Source organism: Dellaglioa sp. CoH-55-MRSF-6 (assembly GCF_056782215.1).
The window spans coordinates 34,620-59,753 of record NZ_JBXAYJ010000006.1; the positions used below are offsets into that span (position 1 = coordinate 34,620).

General features: G+C 33.2%; 31 protein-coding genes. 27 read left to right on the forward strand and 4 right to left on the reverse strand.

Annotated elements, in window-relative coordinates; all coding sequences use genetic code 11:
* From alaS to trxA, 8 genes are all read left to right on the forward strand, one after another.
* A complete protein-coding gene (gene alaS, locus AC1RPK_RS06525; RefSeq protein ID WP_481761836.1) occupies positions 1-2,658 on the forward strand; it encodes an alanine--tRNA ligase in 2,658 nt (885 codons plus the stop codon).
* Positions 2,659-2,805: 147 nt separating this feature from the next.
* A complete protein-coding gene (locus AC1RPK_RS06530) occupies positions 2,806-3,066 on the forward strand; it encodes an IreB family regulatory phosphoprotein (RefSeq protein WP_481761835.1) in 261 nt (86 codons plus the stop codon).
* 8 nt (positions 3,067-3,074) lie between these two features.
* Positions 3,075-3,509, forward strand: a complete 435-nt coding sequence (gene ruvX / locus AC1RPK_RS06535; protein WP_409021430.1) for a Holliday junction resolvase RuvX — start codon at positions 3,075-3,077, stop codon at positions 3,507-3,509.
* Between the two features lie 14 nt (positions 3,510-3,523).
* On the forward strand, positions 3,524-3,817 hold the full coding sequence (locus tag AC1RPK_RS06540; protein WP_409022780.1) for a DUF1292 domain-containing protein: 294 nt from the start codon (positions 3,524-3,526) through the stop codon (positions 3,815-3,817).
* Positions 3,818-3,962: 145 nt separating this feature from the next.
* Complete coding sequence (zapA, locus tag AC1RPK_RS06545; RefSeq protein WP_481761834.1) at positions 3,963-4,217, forward strand: cell division protein ZapA; 255 nt, start codon at positions 3,963-3,965, stop codon at positions 4,215-4,217.
* Between the two features lie 4 nt (positions 4,218-4,221).
* A complete protein-coding gene (locus AC1RPK_RS06550) occupies positions 4,222-4,749 on the forward strand; it encodes a CvpA family protein (protein WP_481761833.1) in 528 nt (175 codons plus the stop codon).
* A gap of 19 nt (positions 4,750-4,768) precedes the next feature.
* Positions 4,769-7,126 (forward strand): endonuclease MutS2, encoded by a 2,358-nt coding sequence (locus AC1RPK_RS06555; protein WP_481761832.1) that lies wholly within the window; start codon positions 4,769-4,771, stop codon positions 7,124-7,126.
* Between the two features lie 85 nt (positions 7,127-7,211).
* Positions 7,212-7,523, forward strand: a complete 312-nt coding sequence (gene trxA / locus AC1RPK_RS06560; protein WP_409022776.1) for a thioredoxin — start codon at positions 7,212-7,214, stop codon at positions 7,521-7,523.
* A 55-nt stretch (positions 7,524-7,578) separates the two neighbouring features.
* On the opposite strand, the gene AC1RPK_RS06565 is transcribed toward trxA, so the two are convergent.
* Positions 7,579-8,067: a YslB family protein gene (locus tag AC1RPK_RS06565; RefSeq protein ID WP_481761831.1), complete on the reverse strand. Its 489-nt coding sequence runs from the start codon at positions 8,065-8,067 to the stop codon at positions 7,579-7,581.
* Positions 8,068-8,228: 161 nt separating this feature from the next.
* Here AC1RPK_RS06565 and racE point away from each other — a divergent pair, with 161 nt between their 5' ends.
* From racE to AC1RPK_RS06580, 3 genes are read left to right on the forward strand one after another with little or no spacing between them, the layout of a single operon-like run.
* Positions 8,229-9,038, forward strand: a complete 810-nt coding sequence (racE, locus tag AC1RPK_RS06570) for a glutamate racemase (protein WP_481761830.1) — start codon at positions 8,229-8,231, stop codon at positions 9,036-9,038.
* 1 nt (position 9,039) lies between these two features.
* On the forward strand, positions 9,040-10,281 hold the full coding sequence (locus tag AC1RPK_RS06575) for an XTP/dITP diphosphatase (protein ID WP_481761829.1): 1,242 nt from the start codon (positions 9,040-9,042) through the stop codon (positions 10,279-10,281).
* A complete protein-coding gene (locus AC1RPK_RS06580; protein ID WP_481761828.1) occupies positions 10,262-10,807 on the forward strand; it encodes a YfcE family phosphodiesterase in 546 nt (181 codons plus the stop codon). Before AC1RPK_RS06575 ends, AC1RPK_RS06580 begins: the two co-directional genes overlap by 20 nt.
* 48 nt (positions 10,808-10,855) lie before the next feature.
* Here AC1RPK_RS06580 and AC1RPK_RS06585 read toward each other — a convergent pair whose 3' ends face one another.
* Entirely contained in the window at positions 10,856-11,593 is a 738-nt protein-coding gene (locus AC1RPK_RS06585) for an MIP/aquaporin family protein (RefSeq protein WP_409022771.1), read from the reverse strand.
* Between the two features lie 165 nt (positions 11,594-11,758).
* On the opposite strand from AC1RPK_RS06585, the gene cbpB reads away from it, so the two are divergent.
* Genes cbpB through AC1RPK_RS06600 form a run of 3 tightly spaced genes read left to right on the forward strand, consistent with a single transcriptional unit; the run spans position 11,759 to position 14,152 of the window.
* On the forward strand, positions 11,759-12,241 hold the full coding sequence (gene cbpB / locus AC1RPK_RS06590) for a cyclic-di-AMP-binding protein CbpB (RefSeq protein ID WP_481761827.1): 483 nt from the start codon (positions 11,759-11,761) through the stop codon (positions 12,239-12,241).
* A 27-nt stretch (positions 12,242-12,268) separates the two neighbouring features.
* Positions 12,269-12,976 carry a 2,3,4,5-tetrahydropyridine-2,6-dicarboxylate N-acetyltransferase gene (gene dapD / locus AC1RPK_RS06595; protein WP_481761826.1) on the forward strand — a complete coding sequence of 236 codons (708 nt, stop codon included), beginning with the start codon at positions 12,269-12,271 and terminating at the stop codon, positions 12,974-12,976.
* A 30-nt stretch (positions 12,977-13,006) separates the two neighbouring features.
* Complete coding sequence (locus tag AC1RPK_RS06600; protein ID WP_481761825.1) at positions 13,007-14,152, forward strand: N-acetyldiaminopimelate deacetylase; 1,146 nt, start codon at positions 13,007-13,009, stop codon at positions 14,150-14,152.
* A gap of 38 nt (positions 14,153-14,190) precedes the next feature.
* Here the strand turns inward: AC1RPK_RS06600 and AC1RPK_RS06605 are convergent, their stop codons facing one another.
* Positions 14,191-15,111 (reverse strand): mechanosensitive ion channel family protein, encoded by a 921-nt coding sequence (locus AC1RPK_RS06605; protein WP_481761862.1) that lies wholly within the window; start codon positions 15,109-15,111, stop codon positions 14,191-14,193.
* Between the two features lie 163 nt (positions 15,112-15,274).
* Between AC1RPK_RS06605 and AC1RPK_RS06610 the strand changes: the two genes are divergently transcribed.
* Together AC1RPK_RS06610 and AC1RPK_RS06615 are read left to right on the forward strand one after the other, a co-directional pair.
* Positions 15,275-15,673 (forward strand): DUF948 domain-containing protein, encoded by a 399-nt coding sequence (locus AC1RPK_RS06610; protein WP_481761824.1) that lies wholly within the window; start codon positions 15,275-15,277, stop codon positions 15,671-15,673.
* Positions 15,674-15,691: 18 nt separating this feature from the next.
* Positions 15,692-16,201: a hypothetical protein gene (locus AC1RPK_RS06615; RefSeq protein ID WP_409022765.1), complete on the forward strand. Its 510-nt coding sequence runs from the start codon at positions 15,692-15,694 to the stop codon at positions 16,199-16,201.
* A 192-nt stretch (positions 16,202-16,393) separates the two neighbouring features.
* Here the strand turns inward: AC1RPK_RS06615 and AC1RPK_RS06620 are convergent, their stop codons facing one another.
* A complete protein-coding gene (locus AC1RPK_RS06620; protein ID WP_481761823.1) occupies positions 16,394-17,497 on the reverse strand; it encodes a M24 family metallopeptidase in 1,104 nt (367 codons plus the stop codon).
* 231 nt (positions 17,498-17,728) lie between these two features.
* On the opposite strand from AC1RPK_RS06620, the gene ccpA reads away from it, so the two are divergent.
* From ccpA to AC1RPK_RS06675, 11 genes are all read left to right on the forward strand, one after another.
* The gene (gene ccpA, locus AC1RPK_RS06625; protein ID WP_409022763.1) at positions 17,729-18,730 is read left to right on the forward strand and encodes a catabolite control protein A; all 1,002 of its coding nucleotides are present in this window, start codon (positions 17,729-17,731) and stop codon (positions 18,728-18,730) included.
* A gap of 73 nt (positions 18,731-18,803) precedes the next feature.
* On the forward strand, positions 18,804-19,307 hold the full coding sequence (locus tag AC1RPK_RS06630; protein WP_481761822.1) for a VanZ family protein: 504 nt from the start codon (positions 18,804-18,806) through the stop codon (positions 19,305-19,307).
* 108 nt (positions 19,308-19,415) lie between these two features.
* Entirely contained in the window at positions 19,416-20,150 is a 735-nt protein-coding gene (locus tag AC1RPK_RS06635; RefSeq protein WP_481761821.1) for a YebC/PmpR family DNA-binding transcriptional regulator, read from the forward strand.
* Positions 20,151-20,284: 134 nt separating this feature from the next.
* On the forward strand, positions 20,285-21,265 hold the full coding sequence (comGA, locus tag AC1RPK_RS06640) for a competence type IV pilus ATPase ComGA (RefSeq protein WP_481761820.1): 981 nt from the start codon (positions 20,285-20,287) through the stop codon (positions 21,263-21,265).
* Positions 21,240-22,265, forward strand: a complete 1,026-nt coding sequence (gene comGB / locus AC1RPK_RS06645) for a competence type IV pilus assembly protein ComGB (protein WP_481762653.1) — start codon at positions 21,240-21,242, stop codon at positions 22,263-22,265. The genes comGA and comGB overlap by 26 nt, the downstream gene beginning before the upstream one ends.
* Positions 22,262-22,576, forward strand: a complete 315-nt coding sequence (gene comGC / locus AC1RPK_RS06650; protein ID WP_409022758.1) for a competence type IV pilus major pilin ComGC — start codon at positions 22,262-22,264, stop codon at positions 22,574-22,576. The genes comGB and comGC overlap by 4 nt, the downstream gene beginning before the upstream one ends.
* Positions 22,554-22,988: a prepilin-type N-terminal cleavage/methylation domain-containing protein gene (locus AC1RPK_RS06655; RefSeq protein ID WP_409022757.1), complete on the forward strand. Its 435-nt coding sequence runs from the start codon at positions 22,554-22,556 to the stop codon at positions 22,986-22,988. The genes comGC and AC1RPK_RS06655 overlap by 23 nt, the downstream gene beginning before the upstream one ends.
* 1 nt (position 22,989) lies before the next feature.
* Positions 22,990-23,277 (forward strand): hypothetical protein, encoded by a 288-nt coding sequence (locus tag AC1RPK_RS06660; RefSeq protein ID WP_409022756.1) that lies wholly within the window; start codon positions 22,990-22,992, stop codon positions 23,275-23,277.
* A 62-nt stretch (positions 23,278-23,339) separates the two neighbouring features.
* Positions 23,340-23,696 (forward strand): ComGF family competence protein, encoded by a 357-nt coding sequence (locus AC1RPK_RS06665; RefSeq protein ID WP_481762652.1) that lies wholly within the window; start codon positions 23,340-23,342, stop codon positions 23,694-23,696.
* A gap of 1 nt (position 23,697) precedes the next feature.
* Entirely contained in the window at positions 23,698-23,994 is a 297-nt protein-coding gene (locus tag AC1RPK_RS06670) for a hypothetical protein (protein WP_481761816.1), read from the forward strand.
* Positions 23,995-24,072: 78 nt separating this feature from the next.
* Positions 24,073-25,089, forward strand: a complete 1,017-nt coding sequence (locus tag AC1RPK_RS06675; protein ID WP_481761815.1) for a class I SAM-dependent methyltransferase — start codon at positions 24,073-24,075, stop codon at positions 25,087-25,089.
* The last annotated feature ends 45 nt before the right edge of the window (positions 25,090-25,134 follow it).

Below are 25,134 nucleotides of genomic sequence, written 5' to 3' on the forward strand. Positions count from 1 at the left end.
ATGAAAAAAATGACAAGTACTGAAATACGCCAAATGTATTTAGATTTCTTTAAAGAAAAAGGCCATACAATTGAACCTAGTGCCTCATTACTACCTGTGGATGATCCCACATTACTGTGGATTAATTCCGGTGTTGCAACTTTAAAAAAATATTTTGATGGATCAGTTGTACCAGAAAATCCTAGAATTACGAATGCCCAAAAAAGTATTCGTACGAATGATATCGAGAATGTTGGTAAGACAGCACGTCATCATACGTTATTCGAAATGTTGGGTAATTTCTCAATTGGGGATTATTTTAAACCAGAAGCAATTAATTGGGCTTGGGAATTATTAACAAGTGAAAAATGGTTCGCATTTGATGCTGAAAAACTATACGTTACTGTTTACCCAAAAGATTTGGAAGCAAAACGTATCTGGTTAGAAGAAGTTAAGTTACCAAAGGATCATCTAGTAGAAGTAGAAGATAACTTTTGGGATATTGGACAAGGACCTAGTGGACCTGATACAGAAATTTTTTATGATCGTGGACAAAGTTTTAATAACTTAGCTGAGGATGATGACGAAAATTATCCTGGTGGCGAAAATGAACGTTATCTAGAAGTTTGGAATATCGTGTTCTCTGAATTTAATCACACACCTGAAAATAACTATGAACCACTACCTCATCAAAATATTGATACGGGGATGGGTTTAGAACGTGTTGTTTCGATTTTCCAAAATGCAAAAACTAATTTTGAAACAGATTTATTCTTACCCTTAATTGATGCAACTGAAAAAATGAGTAATAATAAAAAATATGATGATAATGCCCAAGATGATATTTCATTTAAGGTTATTGCAGATCATGCGCGTGCAATTTCATTTGCCATTGGTGATGGCGCTTTACCTTCTAATGAAGGACGTGGCTATGTTATTCGTCGATTAATTCGTCGTGCAGTGATGCATGGACAAAAATTAGGGATAGAAGGATCATTTTTAACGCAACTTGTACCTGTTGTTGGTAATATTATGAAGGATTATTATCCGGAAGTTTTAGAACAATCAGAGTATATTTCTAAAATTGTTCGTTCTGAAGAAGAACGATTTAATGAAACATTAAAAGATGGATTACAGTTATTAAATAATCTTATTTTAACGACTAAAAAAGAAAATAAAGTAGAGCTAACTGGTGCTGGTGTCTTTAAATTGTACGATACTTATGGTTTTCCATTTGAATTAACGAAAGAATATGCCGAAGATGAAGGATTATCTGTAGATCAAGTAGGGTTTAACGCTGAAATGCAACAGCAGAAGGATCGTGCTCGTGCTGCACGTAGTAATGCTAAATCAATGGGTGTTCAAAATGGGATGTTAACAGATATTAAAACAATTAGTGAATATGTTGGTTATACACAAGCTAATGTGGATGACGCCAAAGTGGTTGATTTAATTGTGGATAACGAGTTAGTAGATAACATAAAACCAGGTGATAACGCTCAAGTTATTTTTTCAAAAACACCATTTTACGCTGAAATGGGTGGACAAGTTGCTGATAAAGGAACTATCAAAGATACAGAAGGCAATGTTATTGCTGAAGTTGAAGAAGTTCAACATGCACCTAATGGACAAAATTTACACGCCATTAAAGTTCTTGCAGCAATGAAAAAAGACCAATTAGTGACACTAGAAATTAATCAAGATTTCCATAAAAAAGTTGAAAAAAATCATACGGCGACACATTTACTTGATCAAGCATTGCGAGATGTTCTGGGCGAACATACACATCAAGCTGGGTCATTAGTCGAACCCACTTATCTACGGTTTGATTTTACAAATATTGGTTCCGTTTCAGAGAAACAGTTAAAACAAGTTGAAAAGATTGTTAACGATAAGATTTGGGCTGAGTTAGCTGTTGAAACTGTTGAAACAGATATTGATTCTGCTAAAAATATGGGTGCCATTGCTTTATTCTCAGAAAAATATGGAAAAATTGTGCGGGTTGTGAAAATTGGCGATTATTCAATTGAATTCTGTGGTGGTACGCACGTTTCAAATACGAGTGAAATCGGCTTATTTAAAATTATTTCTGAATCAGGTGTTGGTGCCGGCGTTCGTCGTATTGAAGCAGTAACTTCTAAAGAAGCTTTTGATTTCTTAAACGGACGTAACGAACTCTTAGAAACAGTAGCACAACAAGTAAAAGTAAATAAAGTCGTAGAAGTTTCAAATAAAATTGAACAATTACAAAGTGCATTAAAAGTAAGTGAACAACAAATTCAAGCATTTGAAGATAAAATTGCTAGCCAACAAGCTGGGGATGTTTTCAAAAATAAACAAGAAATTAATGGTAAAACGTTAATTGCAGCAAAAGTTTCAGTTTCAGGGATGTCTCAATTACGTCAATTGGCTGACCAATGGAAAACCCAAGAATTATCAGATGTTTTGGCTATTGGAACAACAAGTGATGACGGTAAAGTTAATTTAATTACGGCAGTTAGTGCTGATGGCATTAAATCAGGATTAAAAGCGGGCGATTTAATTAAGACGATTGCGCCACTTGTTGGCGGTGGTGGCGGTGGCCGACCAGACTTAGCTCAAGCAGGTGGTAAAAATCCAGCAGGTTTAGCTGATGCAATCAAAGAAGCAGCAAATTGGTTAAATAATCAAACCAAATAATAATTAAAGGAGTATTTATCTAATAATAAATAGATAAATACTCTTTATTATATTACGGCTTGATTACATCAGCTTGTTTTGATTGTCGAATGGTCCTTTTTTTAGTAGAATAGAGCTAGGTTAATAAATTGATGGGGGTGCCACGTTATGAGTTCATTAGATAAAACAATGTTCTTTAATTTTGACGAAAATAATAAAAAAGATGTCCACGATACATTGGTAACTGTTTACCAATCATTAGAAGAAAAAGGGTACAACCCTATTAACCAGATTGTTGGCTATTTGTTATCGGGCGATCCTGCTTATATTCCTAGATTTAATGACGCACGTAATTTAATTAGAAAATATGAACGCGATGAAATTGTTGAAGAGTTAGTTAAAAATTACTTAAATACAGAAGAAAAGTAGGAAATTAAATGAGATTAATGGGCTTGGATATTGGTTCAAGAACGGTCGGCGTTTCAATGAGCGATTTATTAGGATGGACTGCCCAAGGCGTTGAAATTATTCGTATTAATGAAGACAGAAGTGACTTTGGTATTGAACGTGTCAAAGAATTGGTTACAGAGTATGAAGTAACTGGCTTTGTACTCGGCTTACCCAAAAATATGAACAACTCATTAGGCCCTCGTGCTGAAGCTGCGCAAAAGTACGGCGAGTTATTAGTTGAAACTTTTGGCTTGCCAATTGATTTTCAAGATGAACGGTTGACAACTGTTGAGGCAGAACGTATGCTTGTTGAACAGGCCGATACATCAAGAAAAAAAAGAAAAAAAGTTATTGATAAACTTGCTGCAAGCCTAATTTTACAGAATTATTTAGATGGTAAAGGCAAATTAACTAAAGAATAAAGTGAGGTCACAATATGAATAATGAAGAAGAAAACCAACAGATTACATTAGTAGATGATAACGGTAATGAAACACTTTTTGAAGTTCTGTTTACCTTTGAATCTGATGATTACAATAAATCATATATTATGCTTTATCCACTTGGCTCAGAAGCTGATGAAGAGGTTGAAATTCAAGCTTACTCATTTAGTCCTAATGAGAATGGTGAAGCAACTGAAAGTGATTTAGAACCAATCGAAGACGATGATGAATGGGATATGGTAGAAGAAGTATTGAATACCTTCCTTTCAGATGAAAGTATGCAATAGAAGATTATTTAAAAAGTTGAGCCAAATTGGTTTAACTTTTTTATTTTGTTTTAAATTATATATTATGGACTATGATACACATATCTCTTTTGATCAATTCGTGGTAAAATTATTTTTAAATGATTAAATGTAAGGAGGGTGTTCATTGGAAAATCAAAAGAATAGATATAAGACTAAAATCGGTAAAAAAGTGTATACAATTATTGGATCAGAATCAGACACACACATGGACGCCGTAGCAACATTGGTGAAAAATGAATTTCAATCAGTGAAGGACATGCTACCTGAAATAGATGATGAACAAGTAGCGATATTAGTAGCTATCAACGCAGTTTCAGATCAAATTAAATTACAAGAAAAATTAAATGAAATTAATGGTGAAACACAAGTAAAGGAGTAATATTATGACAGTTTCTTTAATTGTTATCTTTTTATTAATTGTGTCATTTTTTAACGGTTATAGAAAAGGATTAGTATTAACGCTTTTGAGAATTGTAGGATTTATCGCTATCTATTTATTTGCTAAAGTTTTAACAAATCCTGTTACTATTTGGTTGGGAGAACGTTTCCCTAAAATTATGGAAACTGATAAGACATCTATTACGAACCATCTTCAGACTAACTTTTATTCGATGATTGTATTTGCGGCTTTATTTGTGGTTGGCGGTATACTCATTAGAGGTATTATTAGAGTAATAAATTCTGTTACAAAATTACCAGTTATTCATCAGGTGAATTCACTAATTGGTGGGGTTCTATCGGTTATACTGATGTTTGTTTTTATTTTTATTGGGTTAATTATTTTGTCGGCTTGGCCTAATCAAAAAGTTAATGAAGCTGTTTTAGAATCGACGGTTGCTCAAAAAATACTAACAGATACGCCAACAATAGCTAAAAAGATGTTCATTACAAATACATCATCTACAGATTAAATGTTAGGAGAATTAAAGTATGAACGAAAAAGGATTAAAGACATTAGAATATCAAAAAGTTAAACAACAAATTCAAACATTTATATCTACTGAATCTGGACAAGAAGAAGTTAAGGCATTAGAGCCGATGACTAATCTCGAAAAAATCCAAAAGGATTTAGACGAAACACAAGATGCTGTGAAGATATTGCGACTCCGCGGTGGCATTCCTTTACCACAATTAGTCAACGTTAAGCCACATATGAAACGGTTAGATATGGGAGCTTCTTTGAATGGTAAAGAGCTATCTGCTGTTGGTCGTGTACTACGAACGACTAATGAGGTTAAATTATTTTTTAAAGATTTAGCAGATTCTGAAATTGAATTAACGAGATTATTTGAATGGATAGAAAAGCTTGAAAATCTACCTGAAATTAATCGTAGGTTGAATCAGTCAATTGAAAATGATGGTCACATTACTGATGAGGCTTCACCAGTATTGCATAATATTCGACAAAATATTTTACGCTCGGAAAGTGCCATTAGAGCTAAACTACAAGAATTTACGCGTGGTAAAAGTGCTAAATATTTAAGTGAAACATTAATTACAATTAGAAATGAACGTTACGTTATCCCTGTTAAGGCAGAATATCGTGGTCAATTTGGTGGCGCTGTTCATGACCAAAGTGCAACAGGACAGACCTTATTTATTGAACCGCAAGCAATTGTCGAGATGAATAATCATTTACGCGAACAGCAACTTGCTCAAGCAGATGAAGAACGTCGTATTTTGGCAGAGTTATCTGAATTAGTTGCACCTTTTACAGCAGAAATTTTAGAAAATGCTTATATTTTAGGACATTTCGATTTTGTTAATGCAAAGGCACAATATGCAAGCTCAATTAAAGCAACTGAACCAGCAATTAGTGTTGAAAATGACATTTTTTTAAGACAAGCACGTCATCCTTTATTGGATAGTAAAAAAGTAGTTGCTAACGATATTATGTTAGGAAAAGATTATCAAGCAATTGTTGTTACGGGACCTAATACCGGTGGTAAAACAATTACGTTAAAAACATTAGGCTTAATTCAGATGATGGGACAATCAGGTTTAAATATTCCAACAAATGAAGGTAGTCGTATTGGTATTTTTGAAGATATCTTTGCAGATATTGGGGATGAACAATCGATTGAACAGAGCTTAAGTACATTTTCTGCTCATATGACTAATATCGTTTCTATTTTAGCTAATATTAACGAACATTCATTAGTTTTATTTGATGAATTAGGAGCTGGAACGGATCCACAAGAAGGTGCAGCTTTGGCGATTGCAATTCTTGATGCTGTTGGAGAAAAAGGTAGTTATACAGTTGCTACAACACATTATCCCGAATTAAAAGCGTATGGGTTTAATCGTGCTGGAACAATTAATGCTAGTATGGAATTTGATAGTGAAACGTTACAACCAACTTATCGATTATTAATTGGAATACCTGGTCGTAGTAATGCGTTTGATATTTCTCGTAAAATTGGGTTAGCGTCAAATGTTGTTGATCAAGCGCAAAACTTGACCAATCAAGATAGCCAAGATTTGAATGAAATGATTTCTGACTTAATGAGTAAGCGAAAAAAGGCAGAAGATGAGACACTGGCATTAAAAGCACAACTAGAAGATTCAACGAAATTACATGATGACCTAGCTAAACAGTATGCCGAGTTTGTTGCGCAAAGAGAGTCAATGACGGATAAGGCTAAGGGAAAAGCTAATGAAATCGTGGCAGAAGCAGAAATAAATGCAGATAAAATAATAAAAGAAATTCGCCAAATGCAGATGCTTCAAGGACAAGCTGTTAAAGAACATGAATTAATTGATGCAAAATCACAATTATCACAAATGCATCAACCAACAAATGCTTTGAAGAAAAATAAGGTCCTACAACGAGCTAAAAATAAACAAGAATTCCATGTGAACGACGATGTCTTAGTTAAAACTTATGGTCAACAAGGTGTTTTAGTTAAAAAAATGAGTAAGACAGAGTGGGAAGTTCAACTTGGTATTCTAAAAATGAAAATTAATGAAAACGACCTTCAAAAAGTTCATATCGAGAATGATAAAAAGGATAGAACCATTTTTAAAAATGCGGCTTCAACAAGCGTTTCAACATCGCTTGATCTTCGTGGACAGCGCTATGATGATGCAATGAGCCAAGTTGATCAGTATATTGATTCTGTTTTACTTGCTGGATATGCTTCTGTTACTATTGTTCATGGTAAAGGGACTGGAGCCTTAAGAACTGGAATAACAGATTATTTGAAATCAAATCGTCATGTTAAGTCATTTGAATTTGCAGCACCCAATGCTGGTGGAAATGGCGCAACTATCGTAGAATTCAAGTAACGTTTACTTTTTGTAAGCAAAAATGTGGCGTGGTATTATTTTCTTTGATATGATGGTCACATAAATAATAAAAGGGGGAATTCAAATGGTACAAGCAATTACAGATAAAGAATTTGAAAAAGTAACAGATTCAGGTGTAACATTGACAGATTTTTGGGCAACATGGTGTGGTCCTTGTCGTATGCAATCGCCAGCTATTGAAGATTTAGAACAAGAAATGGGCGATAAAGTAAAATTTTCTAAAATGGATATTGATCAAAATCCAGCAACAGCACAATCTTTTGGTATCATGAGTATTCCAACTTTAATGATTAAAAAAGATGGCGAAGTTGTTGATACAATCGTCGGTTATCATTCAAAAGATCAGGTTAAAGAAGTTTTAGCACAATATATTTAGTAATTAAAAAGAGCTGACTTTTAAAGTCAGCTCTTTTTAATTATCTATTCGATAATTATTCAGTTTCAGTTGGTACTTTGAAGTGAAATTGGTCAGTTGGTTCTGTCATATTAGGATCTTTTAAATCAGTTTGAACAATAATTGAAACACCGGATTTATTATTTTGATTTTCAATTATTGTTTCTGATGTGAAACCACTTTGAATTTGGATAGTTTCAGCAATAAACCCAGCTTCTAGGTTAAAATCAGCAGACTTAATCTGATTCTGTCTGAAGGTAACAATATTACCAGATAGTAACCAAGTTTGCTTGTCTTTTTTTTCTTTAACCACTTCAAGAGTACCCCAATTTGCCTTTTCAAAAAAGGTAATAAGGTCTGCAATATTAGCGAGGTTAGCATTACGGGCCATTTTTTTACCAACCCAGTATAAAATTGTTGTATCCGTACCAATTACTTCTGGTATTAAACTATCGCGAATAAGTTCATATGCGAATGTATCATTGTTGTCAGCTGATAATAAATTTTCAATCAAATTTGGTTTCATATGGATCTCCCTCTGGATATATAATATACAAGTATTATACCGTTATTTAAGATTAGATGATATTGATTTTTCATAAATTAATGTTAAATGACTAGACTTGAATTTTGAGTAAAGACAAGTCATAATTAAGATTGATAAGTAATCGAAAAAGAGGTTAGAAAATGAATAATCAAGCAATTGGATTTATTGATTCAGGTGTTGGTGGATTAACAGTTGTAAAAGAAGCACTTAAACAATTACCAAACGAAAAAATATACTATTTAGGTGATACAGCTAGAATGCCATATGGACCTCGGCCCTCAGAACAAGTTTTAGAATTCACTTGGGATATGACATCTTTTTTGTTAAGTAAAGGGATAAAAATGTTAGTGATTGCTTGTAATACAGCAACGGCTGCTGCCTTGGATGATTTACGAGAAAAATTAGCAATCCCAGTGATTGGTGTTATAAAACCAGGAAGTAGAGCGGCAATTAAGTCATCTAAAAACCAAAGAGTAGGCGTTATTGGGACGGAAGGTACGATTAAAAGTAGCGCATATAGTAATACGTTACATGAAAAAAATCCTAATTTATTTGTGACGAGCTTACCTTGTCCAAAGTTCGTCCCAATTGTCGAGAGTGATCAATACGAATCAGAAATCGCTGAACGAGTTGTTAATGAAACGTTAGCTTTTTTTGATGATAAAAACATTGATACACTAGTCATGGGCTGTACTCACTATCCATTACTCAGACCTTTTATTCAAAATGCGGTTGGTGATAAAGTAACGTTGATTGATTCAGGAGCTGAAACAGTTAACGATGTTTCAACTATCTTAGATTATTTTAATATTGCGGCTAAAAGTGAAGCAAAAATTGAACATGAATTTTTTACGACGGGTGATGCGAATGATTTTAACGAAATTGCATCAGGTTGGTTAGGATTAGAAAATATAAATTCTAAAACAATTCATTTAGGACAGGGAGACTAACATGCGTAAAAATGAGAATCGAGATAATTTAGAAGTTAGACCAGTCTCAATTACAAAATTAAGTCTTAAGGAAGTCGATAGTGCGATTGAATACCAGTTGGGCTTGACTAAGGTAACAATTTTAGTTAACGAAACAGATAACATTGGTGAATTGAAAGTAGACGTTAATCAGTGGTTGAGTGCTCAAAGCAATGTCAAAATTGAATTGATTTTATCATCGCTTAAGACGGCCTTGGCAGAAACATTAAAAGATACTGGATTTAATTTACAAGTACAAATCATGCAAGCTGATGGGGATATTATTGCAACAGTTATTAATGCGAGTTATGTAGCAATTCAAAATTTATTGTTAAAGAGTAACGGTCAAAAATTAAAACCATTTTCAGCGATTAATGTTGGTTTCATTCATGATGAGTTATTTGCTGATTTAACAAGTGAAGAAGAGGAAACAGCCGATAGTCATTTATTAATTGTTCAAAATGAATCAGGGGCTTTTTTACAATTGAATTTTGAAAAATCTAATGCTGATTTACTTGGTGACAAATTAACGCAACTTTTAGGTGGAGCAATGTCAGGATTATCAGAATTAATGGGTAATTCGCAGAAGAAAACCATTTTAATTCAAAATGAACATATTGAGAATCAAAAAGATGTGATTTTAATTGCAACTAAAAATGAAGGAAAAGCGACTGAATTTAAACGTTTTTTTAATCCACTAGGATTTAAAGTTACTACGTTGTTGGACTATCCTGAATTACCAGATGTTGAAGAAACTGGGAAAACATTTGAAGAGAATGCAAGATTAAAGGCAGAAACAATTTCACAATTAACACAATTACCTGTTTTAGCAGATGATTCTGGTTTAATGGTGGACGCCTTAGATGGTCGACCAGGTATATTTTCTGCTCGTTTTGCTGAGGACCATAATGACGCTGCGAATAATGCGAAATTATTACATGAAATGACTGACGTGCCGAAAGACAAAAGGACTGCAAATTTCCATACAACGTTAGTTTTTGCAAAACCTGGTAACGAGTCACTAGTTGTAGACGGTGAAGTGGCTGGAGAAATTTTGGGTATACCACGTGGAGATAACGGATTTGGTTATGACTCACTTTTTTATGTACCTGAATTATATAAGTCTATGGCTGAACTGACTGAAGTAGAAAAAAATAAAATTAGTCATCGCGGTCGTGCAACCGTCAAGTTAATGTCAAATTTTAATGATTGGTGGGAAAAATAAGATGAAGTGCTTAGTTGTGAGTGATAGTCATGGAGATCGTGATATATTAGAATCTATTTTAGTACATAATAAAAATCAAGTTGATGTATTTTTTCATTGTGGCGATTCAGAATTAGAAGCAAATGATCCGCTTTTTAATAAATTTGATGGTGTCCTAGGAAACATGGATTTTGATATGAATTTTCCAGAAGAATTAGTTGAAATTGTGAGCGGGGAAACTATCTATCTCTCTCACGGGCATCTGACTAACGTTAAAACAGGACTGTTCACACTTGAATTAAAAGCTAAGGCTAATCATGCTAAATTCGTATTTTTTGGACATACTCATGAATTAGGATGTGAGATGACTGACGATGGCGTATTAATTTTAAATCCTGGGAGCATTAGTCTTCCTAGAGGGATGTATCAAGGGATTGGTGGAACATATGCGATAGTAGAAGCAAACGAAAAAAATGTTCACGTCTCATATTTCACTAGACAGCATAAATTAATACCAGAATTAACTTGCGAGTTTAAACGTAAATAGCGAAAAAAAACCTCTAAACGAATTTTATCGTTTAGAGGTTTTTAAAATTTAAGCTAGCATAAAAAGTGATTTGTATAGGAAAACGGCACAAATGCCGGCTGCAATTGGTGCAACGACTGGGACCCAACTATAATCCCATTGTGAGTTACCTTTATTTTTAAGAGGTAATAGTTGATGTAGTAAACGTGGAGCAAGATCACGAGCTGGGTTTAGGGCTGGGCCAGTTGCGCCACCCAATGATGCAACTAATACAAGGACTAAGAAACCTAATCCGAGATGAGCTGTTCCGAGGTTATCGGAGAAAAATGGTGCTTTTGTAATACCAATGGCGCCAAATATCAAAATGAAAGTACCAACAAATTCATTAATAAAACCATTTAATTTACTTTGAGCGGCATCAATAGTTGAGAAAGTACCTAAAATACGTTCAGGATCAGTTGTTTGATCATAGTAAGGTTTGTAGGCTGCAACAACAATAGCTTGTCCAACGAATGCACCTAAAAATTGTACTGTCATGTAGGGAAGTACTTCACCCCATGGGAACAAACCAGAAAAAGCTAATCCTAAAGTGAAAGCTGGATTAATATGATTTGCTGAAATACTACCAAAGATTAAGGCGGGAATCATAACACCGAATCCATAACCGAAGGCGATTAAAGCCCAATCACTACCATGTCCTTTTGTATGCCCAAGTTCGACATTGGCCACCGAACCATTACCTAAAATAACCATAATTGCTGTACCAATAAATTCTGCAGCTAATCTTGTTGTTAATGTATAATCCATTGTATCCTCCTATTTTTGTTCGCAATATTTATTATGTTACCAATATTGCGAACAAATGTAAATATTTATTAATAATTGGCTCGATTTTTAAAAAAAATTAGTGTCTGCGTTCAATTTATTATAAAATAGGAGTTGTTCTAAAAGTTTGGAAGGAGGACCTATTGAATGATAGCTAAGTCTATTGAAAAAATGTTATCCGAAAACCAGGAACACTTTTTAATTCCAGCTGAAATTGTTGCTAATGTACAAGAAAATAACTTCCTGGATCACGCACTATTGGTTTTAACAAAAGTTCATTATGCTAAAATTCCCGTTTTAGATAATGATTATAAGTTTAAAGGATTGTTATCCTTGTCTATGATTACTGAGACAATGTTAGGATTAGATGAATTGGATGTCAGCCGATTACACGAAGTTCGTGTTAAAGATGTTATGGAAACTGATATTCCCACTATTCAAGATCCTTACGATATTGAGAATGTTTTGCACTTACTTGTGGACCATCCCTTTTTATCAGTTGTTTCTTCTGAGGGCAGTTTTACAGGTATCGTGACACGTCGTGAGCTTATGAAAAGTATGAATCATATTGCTCATGAATTTGAAAAAGAGTATATAGTTCAAGATATTGAAACTAAAGAAAGAAAATAAATAATATGAAATATTAGGAGAATGATGATGGCAAATTTAGATGCACACGAAATTATTAATTTTATTAGCACTTCAAAAAAGAAAACACCCGTTAAGGTATATATTAAAGGGGATTTAGTTGAAATCGATGTACCAGATACGATAGAAGACTACTTAAATGATAAAGCTGGCGTTTTATTTGGTGATTGGGCAGATATTGAACCTTTCCTAAATGAAAATTCAAAAATTGTAAGTTCTCATATTGAAAATGAAACTCGTAATTCAGCTGTTCCGTTATTAGATTTAAAAAAGATTAATGCACGTATTGAACCAGGTGCAGTTATTCGCGATCAAGTTTTAATTGGCGATAACGCTGTTATCATGATGGGCGCTATCATTAATATTGGTGCTGAAATTGGTAAGGGAACAATGATTGATATGGGTGCTGTTTTAGGTGGTCGTGCAATTGTTGGAGATAATTGTCATATTGGTGCTGGAACAGTACTTGCTGGGGTTGTCGAACCACCTTCAGCAACACCTGTTATTATTGAAGATGACGTTTTAATTGGTGGAAATGTTGTCGTGCTTGAAGGCGTTCGTGTTGGTAAAGGTGCCGTTGTTGGTGCTGGAGCTGTTGTTACTAAAGATGTTGCACCTTATACGGTAGTCGTAGGGATGCCCGCAAAAAAAGTTAAAGATATCGATGATAAAACAAAAGATAAAACAGAAATTTTAGCAGAGTTACGTAATATCTAGAAATAAATTGAAACGAGGGAACAGATAGAAATGAGTTTAACAACTGAAGAACTAATTAAAATCAGACGGGACTTACACCAAATTCCGGAAATTGGATTAGAAGAATTTGAAACTCAAGCCTATCTACTGAACTTAATTTCAAAATTTAATCAAAGTTTTATAGTAATTAAAACAGTTGAAACTGGTATTTTAGTTCGAGTAGTTGGTTCTATTGGCGGGTATACAATTGGATATCGGACTGATATTGACGGACTACCTGTTACTGAAAAGACAGGACTGCCATTTTCATCACGGAATGAAGGTAGAATGCATGCTTGTGGGCATGATATTCATATGACGGTTGCGCTCGGAATTCTAAATTACTTTTCTGAAAATCAACCAACAGTAAATATGACTTTTATCTTTCAACCAGCAGAAGAAAATGCCAGTGGTGGTAAGCGACTCTATGAGAGTGGATTATTAGATGAGTGGATGCCTGATGAAATTTATGCATTCCATGATAATCCACAATTACCTGCTGGAACAATTGGAACTCGATTAGGCACTTTGTTCGCAGGTACGTGTGAAATTCATGCACACCTAGCCGGAAAAAGTGGACATGCTGCATACCCACATCAGGCTAATGACATGGTAGTTGCTGGTGCACAGTTGGTCACGCAATTACAAACGATTATCAGTCGAAATGTCGATCCAATACAATCTGGAGTTGTTACGTTGGGTCAATTTACTGCTGGAACGACTGGTAATGTTATTGCTGGTGAAGCACAGATTAATGGAACAATTCGTGCGTTAACACAAGAAATGAATTTATTGATTCAAAAACGTGTTAAAACAATTTGTGAGGGTATCGCATTAATGTACGATTGCGAAGTAGAATTAAACCTCATTCAAGGTGGTTATCTACCTGTTGAAAATGATGATAGCAGGACTGAAAACTTTATTCGATTTATGAAAAACGATCCAGAAGTTTCATTTGTTGAAACACAACCTGCAATGACGGGAGAAGATTTTGGATTTTTATTGTCTAAAATACCTGGAACAATGTTTTGGTTGGGTGTAGATAGTCCTTACTCGCTACATTCTGAATTTTTGGCGCCTAAAGAAGCTGCAATTGATGCAGGTGTTCTTGCAATGGTCCATTTTTTGACAGATAGAGATCAACAAATAAGAAACTAAAAAATGACTCAATTATGATTTCATAATTGAGTCATTTTTTAGTTAAGTGAGATAGGTGAGTTTAAGACATGTATTTGAGCATCATTTAAAGCCGTTAGATAACCGGCAAGAAATGTCCGTTGAGTAGATGCCTGTTCACCATTTAAAGTGAACACAACGACTCTAAAGACCAAATTTCCTTTGCCAAGATCAACTAGACCTAAAATATTTGGTCCATCTTTAATTTCGGGATGAAGTGGGACTAACTTTTCATTAACGTTCTGTACAATATGGGTGATTTTATCCACATCGTCAGTGACATCAATTCGGATATCGATAACTGCTCGCATATTATTGCGAGATAAATTACTGACAATTGTGATATTTCTATTTGGGACAAAATGCAAAATACCATCATAGTCTTCAATTTGAGTCGTACGTAGGCCGACAGCCACGATAGGACCCTCAATTGAATCAATTCTAACGATATCTCCAACATCGAATTGTTGTTCTAAAAGAATAAAGAATCCAGTGACGACATCAGTTACGAATCCTTGTGCGCCAAGACCTAAAGCAACACTTAAGATTCCGGCACCTGCAATTAAGGTACCAACGGGAACACCGAGCACCGACAGAATAGCGTAAAGATAAAAAAATAACATAATATAGTGAAAAATATTTGATGTTAGTGAATTGATTGTTTCAACTCTATTTGTTGAATATCTATCGGATCCTCGATATTGATTAAATGTCCGACGAATGATTTTTTTTCCAATCCAATTTATAAGGATAAATAGAAAAGAAAAGAAAACAAGAGAAAAAACTAGTTCAACTAGGTTACTAATAATGGCATCCCAATCGATATGAGCTATGTAACGTGAAAGGAAAGTACTTTGTTTTGTAACGGTTTTTAGTAATGTCCCTAAAAGTAAATTGTCCTTTGTGAAATGCTCTAAAAAAAGATTGTTTAAAATGGCGATCACCCCTAAATTAATTTATTGATATCATCATAGCAAACATGTGGGCTAATGTGTAATTTAAATACAAAACTGTCGTATGTTATCAATTGCAGTTTTTAGGTTCGAATGCTATCCTATAAGTAGATTTTGAATTAATGTACGTAAGTAAATAGGAGGAATTATTATGACAGGTGGACAAATTGCAGGATTAATTGCCGCTGTTGCTTTCGCGGTCTTAGTCCTATTCATTATTTTCGTTCTTATGAGAATGATGAGAACACTCGGAGAAGTGAATAAAAGTATTTCATCTATTACCAGCGATGTTGATGGCTTATCAAATGAAGTTGAGAATATACTCGTAAAATCAAATATTTTATTAGACGATGTAAATGGTAAAGTAGCAACAATTGATCCTTTATTTCAGGCTGTTGCTGATTTGAGTGAAAGTGTGTCTGATTTGAATGATGCAAGTCGAGGATTAATGACACACGTTTCAGCGACGTCAAAGAGGGCTAAAGATTCTTCAGCTTTCATTAATGTTGGTAAAAAGGCATTTAGTTTTTATAAAAATAGAAAAGTTTAAAACAAGGAGGGGTTTGTTATGTCAAAAAAATTTTTATTAGGATTGGTAGTTACAGGTGGGGTTGCCGCGTATACAGCTTCTAAATTAATTTCTGAAAAAACGAAACAAGATATTAAAGAACATTTGGAAGAAAAAGCTTTAGATGTACGTGATCGCGTGTTAGAGTATAAGGCTTACGCTGAAGACGCTAGTATTGATTTAAAAGATAAAATGGTTGATTTTGATGAAATGAAAAATAATCTAAGTGATAAATTTTCTGAAAAAAGTGAATTATTAATGAGCCAGGATGCGTATGTTAATGCTAAAGATGCATTAATTAATGCAAAGAACGATTTGAAAAACAAATTAGCTATGGAATCAGACGATATATTTGAACAAATGACTGATTTAACAGATGAGTTTTCAGACTTAGCTGAAGAAGACATCTATGTTGATAGCAAGAGTGCTTTTGGCGAAGCTAAAGATGCTGATGCTGCAGAAGGCAAAGCTGAAACAATTTATCCAGATGGATGGACAGGCGAAAAATAAAAGTAAAATGAGTACCACAATTTTTAATGCGAACTATTTGAATTAATTAACTTTAAAATAATAGGTAACCACATGTTGTTCGAAAAGGAGTAGCATATGGTTACCTATTATTTTAGTTAAGACTCGTAGTTTATGGAATATTTAAAAATAAAAACCCCTAAAGTTTTCTAACTTTAGGGGTTTTTATTTTTATTAGTGTAGTTCAATTGTTTTTAATGTTTTTGGTGTAACTGTAAATGGTTCATTACCGTTTTCAGTTAGATAAATGCAGTCTTCAATACGAACGCCAGCAACGCCTGGAATGTAAATACCAGGTTCTATTGAGAAACACATACCTGGTTTAAGTTCCATTTTATTTCCTTCCATAATTGAAGGGAATTCATGTTCACTTTGTCCCATACCATGACCAAGGCGATGAATAAAGTAGTCACCATAACCAGCCTTGACGATGACATCACGAGCAATTTTATCTAAATCTTCCGCAATCATACCTGGTTTAGCAGCAGATTGCGCTTTTAATTGCGCTTCAAGACAAACTTTGTGAATTTCTAATGCTTTTTCATTTGGTTTACCGAATGCTACAGTACGACTAGCATCTGAAATATAACCATCTGAGATAACACCTAAATCAAATAATGTTAAAGCATTTGATTGGATAAGATCCTTTTTTGCAAATCCATGAGGTTCAGCGGCATTTTTTCCACTTTGAACAATAGTGTCAAAGCTCATATGCATGATTCCTTTTTTCATCATTGCATATTCAATTTCTGCAACAACATCTTGTTCAGTTCTGCCTTCTTGAAGAGCGTTAAAGCCAACTTCAAAAGCAACATCTGCCCATTTTCCAGCAATTTTTAATTTTTCAATTTCGTCTGGTGTTTTAATTACTTTAAGTGTTTCGATAAAGCTTGTTGCATCAGCTACAAATTCAGCACTTGGGAAGATACGACTAATAGCATCATATCTTTCAACTGTTAGGCTGCCTTTTTCAATAGCCCATTTCTTTGGTGAATTTTTACGTTTATTTATTTCACTTTGTATGATTGCGAAAGCATCTTCGTGATCAAGATAACCATAAACGGGATATTTCCAGCCGGTATCTTTGGCAGCTTCGACTTCAAGAGCGGGTGTGAATAAAAATGGGTCTTGATCAGGAAATACAAAGAGAGCTAAAACGCGCTCAATAGGATCACTTTCAAAACCGGTAAAATATTGAATACTCATTGGATCGTTGATATAAGCAATGTCAGTACCATTATTGGCAAGCCATTGTTGTAAAGATGCAATATGTGACATGAAATCTCTCCCTTTACAATAGTATACTGTATTATAGCATAAGTAAGACATAACAATTAAATATTGAAATTTTCATAACAATTAAAAATTGAAATTTTCATAATATAAAAATTATTTTCATGAAAATAAGGTAAAAACGCTTGCAATTGTCTTAAAAATTTGCTAAATTATTCTAGTGCTTGAAAACGGAATGAAAACTTGATATTTAAGTAATGAGAGGAAATAATACTAATGGATAAACAAACAATTACAATTTATGACGTAGCAAGAGAAGCAGCTGTTTCAATGGCAACTGTTTCACGTGTGGTTAACGGTAACCCTAACGTTAAACCTGCAACAAGAAAAAAAGTTTTGGAAGTTATTGATCGACTTGATTACAGACCTAATGCTGTTGCTAGAGGATTGGCAAGTAAGAAAACGACAACAGTTGGGGTTATTATTCCCGATGTAACTAATATTTACTTTTCATCATTAGCTCGTGGAATTGATGATGTTGCAACAATGTATAAATATAATATTATTTTAGCTAACTCTGATCAAAATGGTCAAAAAGAAGTGCAAGTATTAAATACATTATTAGCTAAACAAGTTGATGGTATTATTTTTATGGGAAATCAAATTACTGATGAATTACGTGCTGAACTTAAGAGAAGTCGTACACCAGTTGTCCTTTCAGGTTCAGTTGATCCTACTGGAGAATTAGGTAGTGTTAATATTGATTATATTGCAGCTGTAATGGAATCAGTAACGGATCTAATTAATAATGGCAATAAACGTATTGCATTTGTTTCAGGTTCAATGGATGAACCCATTAATGGCGAATACCGACTAAAAGGCTATAAATTAGCTCTTGAAAAAGCCGGAATAAAATTTGATCAAGACTTAATTTTTGAAACAGATTATTCATATCGAGCTGGCGAAACCTTATGGCCAGCAATTTCTTCAAGTCATGCAACTGCTGCTTTTGTTGGTGATGATGAATTAGCTGTTGGTGTTTTGAATGGTGCTCGAGATGCTGGTTTGAGTGTACCCGAAGATTTTGAAATTATTACAAGTAATGATTCAAAATTGACTGAGATTGTTAGACCCAAATTATCTTCAATAACACAACCTTTATACGATTTAGGGGCTGTATCTATGAGATTATTAACAAAATTAATGGATAAAGAAGAAGTTAGTGAAAAAACAATCCAATTACCATATGGCTTAATTAAGCGTTCTTCAACAAAATAATATAATAAAAAACTTGGTTTTCTAAATTATATTTGGAAAATCAAGTTTTTATTATACTTGGATGGGAAATTTTATGAAAAATAAAAATAATATTTACTTTGTTTTAGCCTTATTAATTATTGTAATTCTGTTTATTAGTTCTTCGGAAACGTACAAGCAGCAGACATCTATTCCTTTTTTAGAAAAGTATTTAGCTGGTAAACCATTTGAAAGTATGTTGTCACATATTTCATTTAGTTATGCTGGAGCAGATGAAAGTTTTAACCATGTTGGTTATTTTAAATTAGTTGAGTTTTTCATCCGTAAAACTGCTCATTTTATGACATATTTCTTTATGGCTAGCTTCATATTCTTGGGAGTGAAAAATAAAATTAAGTATTGGCGTTACAGTGGGCTTATTGCAGTTGCTTGTGCAGCGCTATATGCAGGACTTGATGAAATTCACCAAAGTTTTACAGGTGGCAGAACGCCCTTAATCCAAGATGTTTTACTTGATACAATTGGTGCAACAACAGGTGTAATTTTGACGATATTAATTTTAATGTACTATCGGCACAAAAAAGCTAAAGAAAACTAGTTCAGTCCTATTCTCGTGAAGAAGGTTGATATTAAGCTATTATTTTGATATCATAATAAACGGTTAAAAGTAAAAATTCAGAAACATTTCGGAAAGAGGTAGGGAATTATGTCAGGACATTCAAAATGGAATAACATCCAAGGTCGTAAAAATGCACAAGATGCTAAACGTGGTAAAATTTTCCAAAAATTATCGAGAGAAATTTACATGGCTGCAAAAAGTGGTGGTCCTGATCCCGATTCGAACCCCTCATTACGTTTGATGCTTGATAAAGCTAAAGCTGCAAATATGCCAAAAGATAATATTAAACGTGCTATTGATAAAGCGTCTGGTTCAGAAGGTGCAGATTATGAAGAAATTACATATGAAGGCTATGCACCTGGTGGCGTTGCCATCTTAGTTCATACCTTGACGGATAATCGTAATCGGACTGCTTCAGAAGTTCGTATTGCATTTACACGTAATGGTGGAAATTTAGGAGAAACAGGTTCAGTTAATTACATGTTTGATCGTAAAGGTTACATCGTTATTTCTCGTGAAGAATTAGATACTGATGAAGATGCTATGTTTGAAGATGTTATTGATGCTGGTGCTGAGGATTTGAAAACATCAGAAGAATTATTTGAAATCTATACAGATTCAAAAGATTTACCAGATGTACGTGCTTCATTAGAAGCAAAGGGATACAAATTAGATACATTTGAATTAGTAATGATTCCTCAAAATCTAGTACCAGTACCGGAAGATAAAATTGAACAATTCCATCATATGATTGATGCATTGGAAGAAAATGATGATGTTTCAGAAGTGTTCCATGCTGGTGATATTGCAGACGAAGATTAAGATACTCTCTATAATAAAGAGATAAGTCATCTTAAAAAGTTAGAAATTAATTAAATATAAAAATATGAAAAGCCAAAATTAAATGTTTTGGCTTTTTTTGCGTACTTAAATATATGGAAAGGAGGGATATTGAGATGATTGAAACAGAAATACAAGAAATGATTAAAATATGTGTTAAAAACAGAGCAAGTGATATGTATATAATTCCAAGTGCCAAGGGATGCTTAGTTAAGTATCGAACGTTGAATAACTATCATAGCCTTAATGTATATTCAGAAAAAAAGATGATACAAATGAATAATTTTCTTAAATTTAAGGCAAATATGATTCTGAGCGAAACTAGGCGGCCGCAGTTTGGGACTTTTCAATGGCAGATAGAACATAAAAAGGTAAATTGCCGAATTTCGAGTGTTGGCGATTTTTTAGGTAGAGAATCGATTGTTATACGATTTATTTATTCGAATACCGATGTACCGTTACTTCAACTTTTACCAAATCAATTTCAGCAGTTGATAAATGCATGTGGGTCCAGTGGGCTAATTTTATTCTCAGGTCCAATGGGTTCAGGTAAGACAACGACAATGTACCAACTGGCTGAAATGATTCAGAATCAAAGAACAATATTAACTATTGAGGATCCAGTTGAAATTCAAAATCCTAATTTTATTCAATTACAGGTTAATGATAAAGCAAACATGACATATGCGGAATTATTAAAAGTTGGATTGAGGCACCATCCTGATATTTTTATTATCGGTGAAATCAGGGATGAAGTCACTGCCAATGCTGCAATTAAAGCTGCAATGAGTGGTCATTTAATTTTAAGTACCGTACATGCAAGAAATGCAGTAGGAACAATTAAACGACTTGAAAATCTTGGCGTTAGTCGAGATGATCTCAATAGAACGCTACAGGCAGTAAGTTATCAGCGATTAATTGAAACAACGAAAGGTGGAAGCGGTGTACTATTTGATATATTAACAGGTCAAAAGTTAGAGTCTGTTCTTGAAGGAACATTTAATCAAAAAATAGCTTTAGAAAGGTGGCATGATAACCTTGATCAATGTATTAAGAAAAATATTATTACAATTGAAACAGCAAATAATTTTAAATAGAAGAAAATGGTCAATTCAAAAACAAAGTGAATTTTTCGAAGTCTTGGCAGACTTATTAGATTCGGGATTTTCGCTCAGGCAATCTTTAACAACGGCGACTAAATTATTTCCAGTTGGGAAAATAGATATTCAAAAAATTGAATCCAAGTTAAGAAGTGGTGAACCCTTCTCAACAGGTATCAAGCCGTATATTTCAAAAAGTTCGTATTATCAAATTACGATTTCTGAAAAATATGGCGGATTAAATAAAAGTATTAAACAACTCGGAAAATTGATGACGGTTAGAGTAAAACAAAAGAAACAGTTAAAGCAACTCATGCAATACCCAATGATTCTGATGGGATTACTGGTTGTCTTATATATCGGAATCCAACAATTTATTTTGCCTGAAATAAATTATAGTCAGTTAGGTGCGTCATCAAATTCTAACTTTAAAATGATTTTAATGAAGAGTATTATCTCTGTCGTAATTAGTCTATTTATCGGATATATCATAAAAATTATCATTCGTGTTTCAAAACAAAGTACGATGAACAGGCATGTTTGGTATTGTCAGGTCCCCATAGTAGGTAAAATTTATCGGGATTATTGTCATTATTATTTAACATTTAATTTGGGTCTGCTTTTAGCAAGTGGTTTAAATTTGAATAAAATATGTGATTATTTAAATCAATTTGATCAAAAATCTTTACTATATCAGTTAGGTAAACAGTTAACGAATCATTTTGAAAATGGTGGGAGTACAAAACAAATGATCGATAAAAGTCCTTTATTTCCTAATGAGATAACGACATTTCTCGCAAAAGGTAATACGTTAGATGTGATGAGCCAAGAATTATTAATGTATTCGGAATTAACTTATCGTAAATTTGAGTCATCTGTCGAAAGAATCATGATTTATGTACAGCCAGTTGCATTCATAATTGTAGCGGCCTGTATTGTTGGGTTGTATTTAACAATATTATTACCTATGTATCAAACTATGGAGGAAATTCAATGAAAAAAAATAGAAAAAAATTAAAAGCATTTACGCTTGTTGAAATGCTATGTGTCTTATTTATTATCTCACTTCTAATGTTGATTATATTACCTAACATTGGACATCAAAGAGCAGGTGCTAAACGGGTTAATGATGAAGCGTTAGTTAGCGTCGTCCAAACGCAGGTTGATTTGTATGAAAATGAAACGCATAATAAATCGATAAATTTTGCTGATTTAGTTTCGGAAAAATATTTAACTGAAAAGCAAGAAAAGGAAGCAAAAGATAATCATATTATTATCTCGAATAATGTTGTTAAAACAGAAAACTAAATTTAAAGCATTTAGTTTATTTGAAATGCTTATTTCGTTGGCAATTACTAGTATTTGTGGTCTATTGCTAATGGGGCCAATGGATCAAGTACTTGCGATATCTAAAGAAAAACAATTTTGGCAAAATTTTGAACAACTTTGGCAAAGTGCAGTGGTAGAGGCACCGATGAATCGGATGCCTAATAGTATTAATTTTAATGATGATAAAATGACCATTATTAATGGCAATAGTAAAATTAAATTAGACTATCCGAAGACTGTGACAGTTAAAAATAGAGTAACGATAAAAATAAATAAAAGTGGGCAAATCACTGGTAAAACAGTTAATTTTAAATCCACATTACCAAATAGAAATCAAAAAATAGTATTTCAAATTGGGTGGGGTCAATTTATTAGAAAGGATGTCGAATAACGTGCGTAAAATGTCAGGAATTGTGTTAGCTGACGCTATTATGACTTTAACTATTGTCGCATCAGGTTTTGGATTATATGTACAGACCAATCACACATTACAGAAACAAGAAGATTATTGGAATCATAAAACAACAACTACAAGAAATCTGAAAGAAATCAGTAAATTATTAGTCATTCATCCGACAAGTAAATTATCAAAAATAGTTGATGGCGAATTACAATGTGCTACTATGTCTGAAATTCGAATTAAGTCTGAAAATGATTTAACAAGTATTAAATTGCAATGAAAAGTTTTTCTTTGTTAGAAACTATTATTGCATTAGGTATATTTATCATCTCTCTTAGTCTAATGACAACATGTTGGCACTTATGTACAAATGAACACCAAGAAATTAGCGGAGATAGAGATTTTTCGTTACAGCAATGTATCGGATTATTGGAGTCAGATCACTTAGATTTGAAGATAATAGATGTTGGTCAATATACAATTTCATTAAAAAATAATAAGACAGGAGCTCGCTACTATCTTAGTCAGCATAATGAAATGATACAGTTTATTGGATTTTCAGGAGGTCATATACCAATTTTATATCATGTGAAATCATTTTCGGTGGCATACGATGAACCAATTCTATTTTTAAAAATCAAACAAGAACACCAAAATAAGACTTTAAAATTGGTAATACCTATGGAAAAAAAGGATTAAGATGCGAAAAATCAAATTATTAAACGGACATTTAGTTGTATCAGCCATATTTTGTTTAATGTTATTAATTGGTTTGTTATTGGGACAACTGATATATTTCCAAGCAAAATTCACTAGTTATCAGAAAATATGCCAATATAATCAAGCAGAAACTATGAAAAACATGACTATTTTAAATCAAAAAGCAAAAAATCTAAAAGAAAAATATACTTATAATTATGGTGTTGTTGAATATCAAAAAGGAGCCTATCAGGTTATTTTGAAGAATGGTAATCGATATTCTTTTTCAGAAAAATGATAAAAAAGAAACTTAACTTGAATTGAGAATTAAAAATCGTTAAACTGAAACGAGCAAATAAATTCAAGGAGTGATTTTATGTCATTAGAAGAAATAGAAATGAACTTTAATCAGATTAATGAAACAATTGATATTTTACAAAAAAGTTTAGAAATCACTTATTTGGACGCATTTATTGAGACTAGCAATAATTTGTTAGATAATAAATCTGTACACGTAGAAGATGGATTACCAAGTGAGCAAGATGTAAAAATTTTGAATCAGATTTATAAAAAAATGAATTTGAATGCCTTATCGTCAGAAGATGTACGTAAAGTTGTACAGTTAGTTTTATTGAAGGCAACAAGACAAGAAAGTATTCAACCTAATCATCAAATAACACCAGATACAATTGGATTTTTAGTTGCATTTGTATTAGAAAAATTAATAAGTACAAAAAAATCGTTTAGTTTATTGGACATTACAGTGGGATCAGGGAACTTACTGACGACGATTTTGAATCAAATGGCTGCTGATAAGTTTGAGATTTCAAAAGCATACGGGATTGATAATGATGATACAATGTTATCAATTGCAGGGTTAAGTGGACAATTACAACACTTAAATTTAGAATTATTTCACCAAGATGCGGTTGATGACCTAATTGTAAAAAAATCTGATGTTGTTATTGCTGATTTACCAATTGGTTATTACCCTCTAGATGAAAGAGTTACCCATTTTGCTACACATGCAACTGAAGGTCATTCATATGTACATCATTTATTAATAGAACAATCAATCAAATACTTAAATGATGGCGGTTTTGGCATATACCTTGTTCCTACTGGTTTATTTGAAACAGAGGAAGCAAAAAAATTACTCGTTTACATTCAATCAAATGCATATCTTCAAGGTATGCTCAATTTACCTGTGGAATTATTTAGTTCAGCTAATTCACGTAAATCTATTTTGATTTTACAGAAACATGGCGAAGGTAGTAAACAAGTTGATGAAGTACTATTAGGTGATTTCCCATCACTAAAGGGTGAAGAACTATTTCAGAGCTTTGTTAAAACGTTAGATAAGTGGATAAAGGCCAACTTTAATAATAAGTAAAGTGACTCATATTTTGAGTCGCTTTTTTTATTTAATTATAAAAAG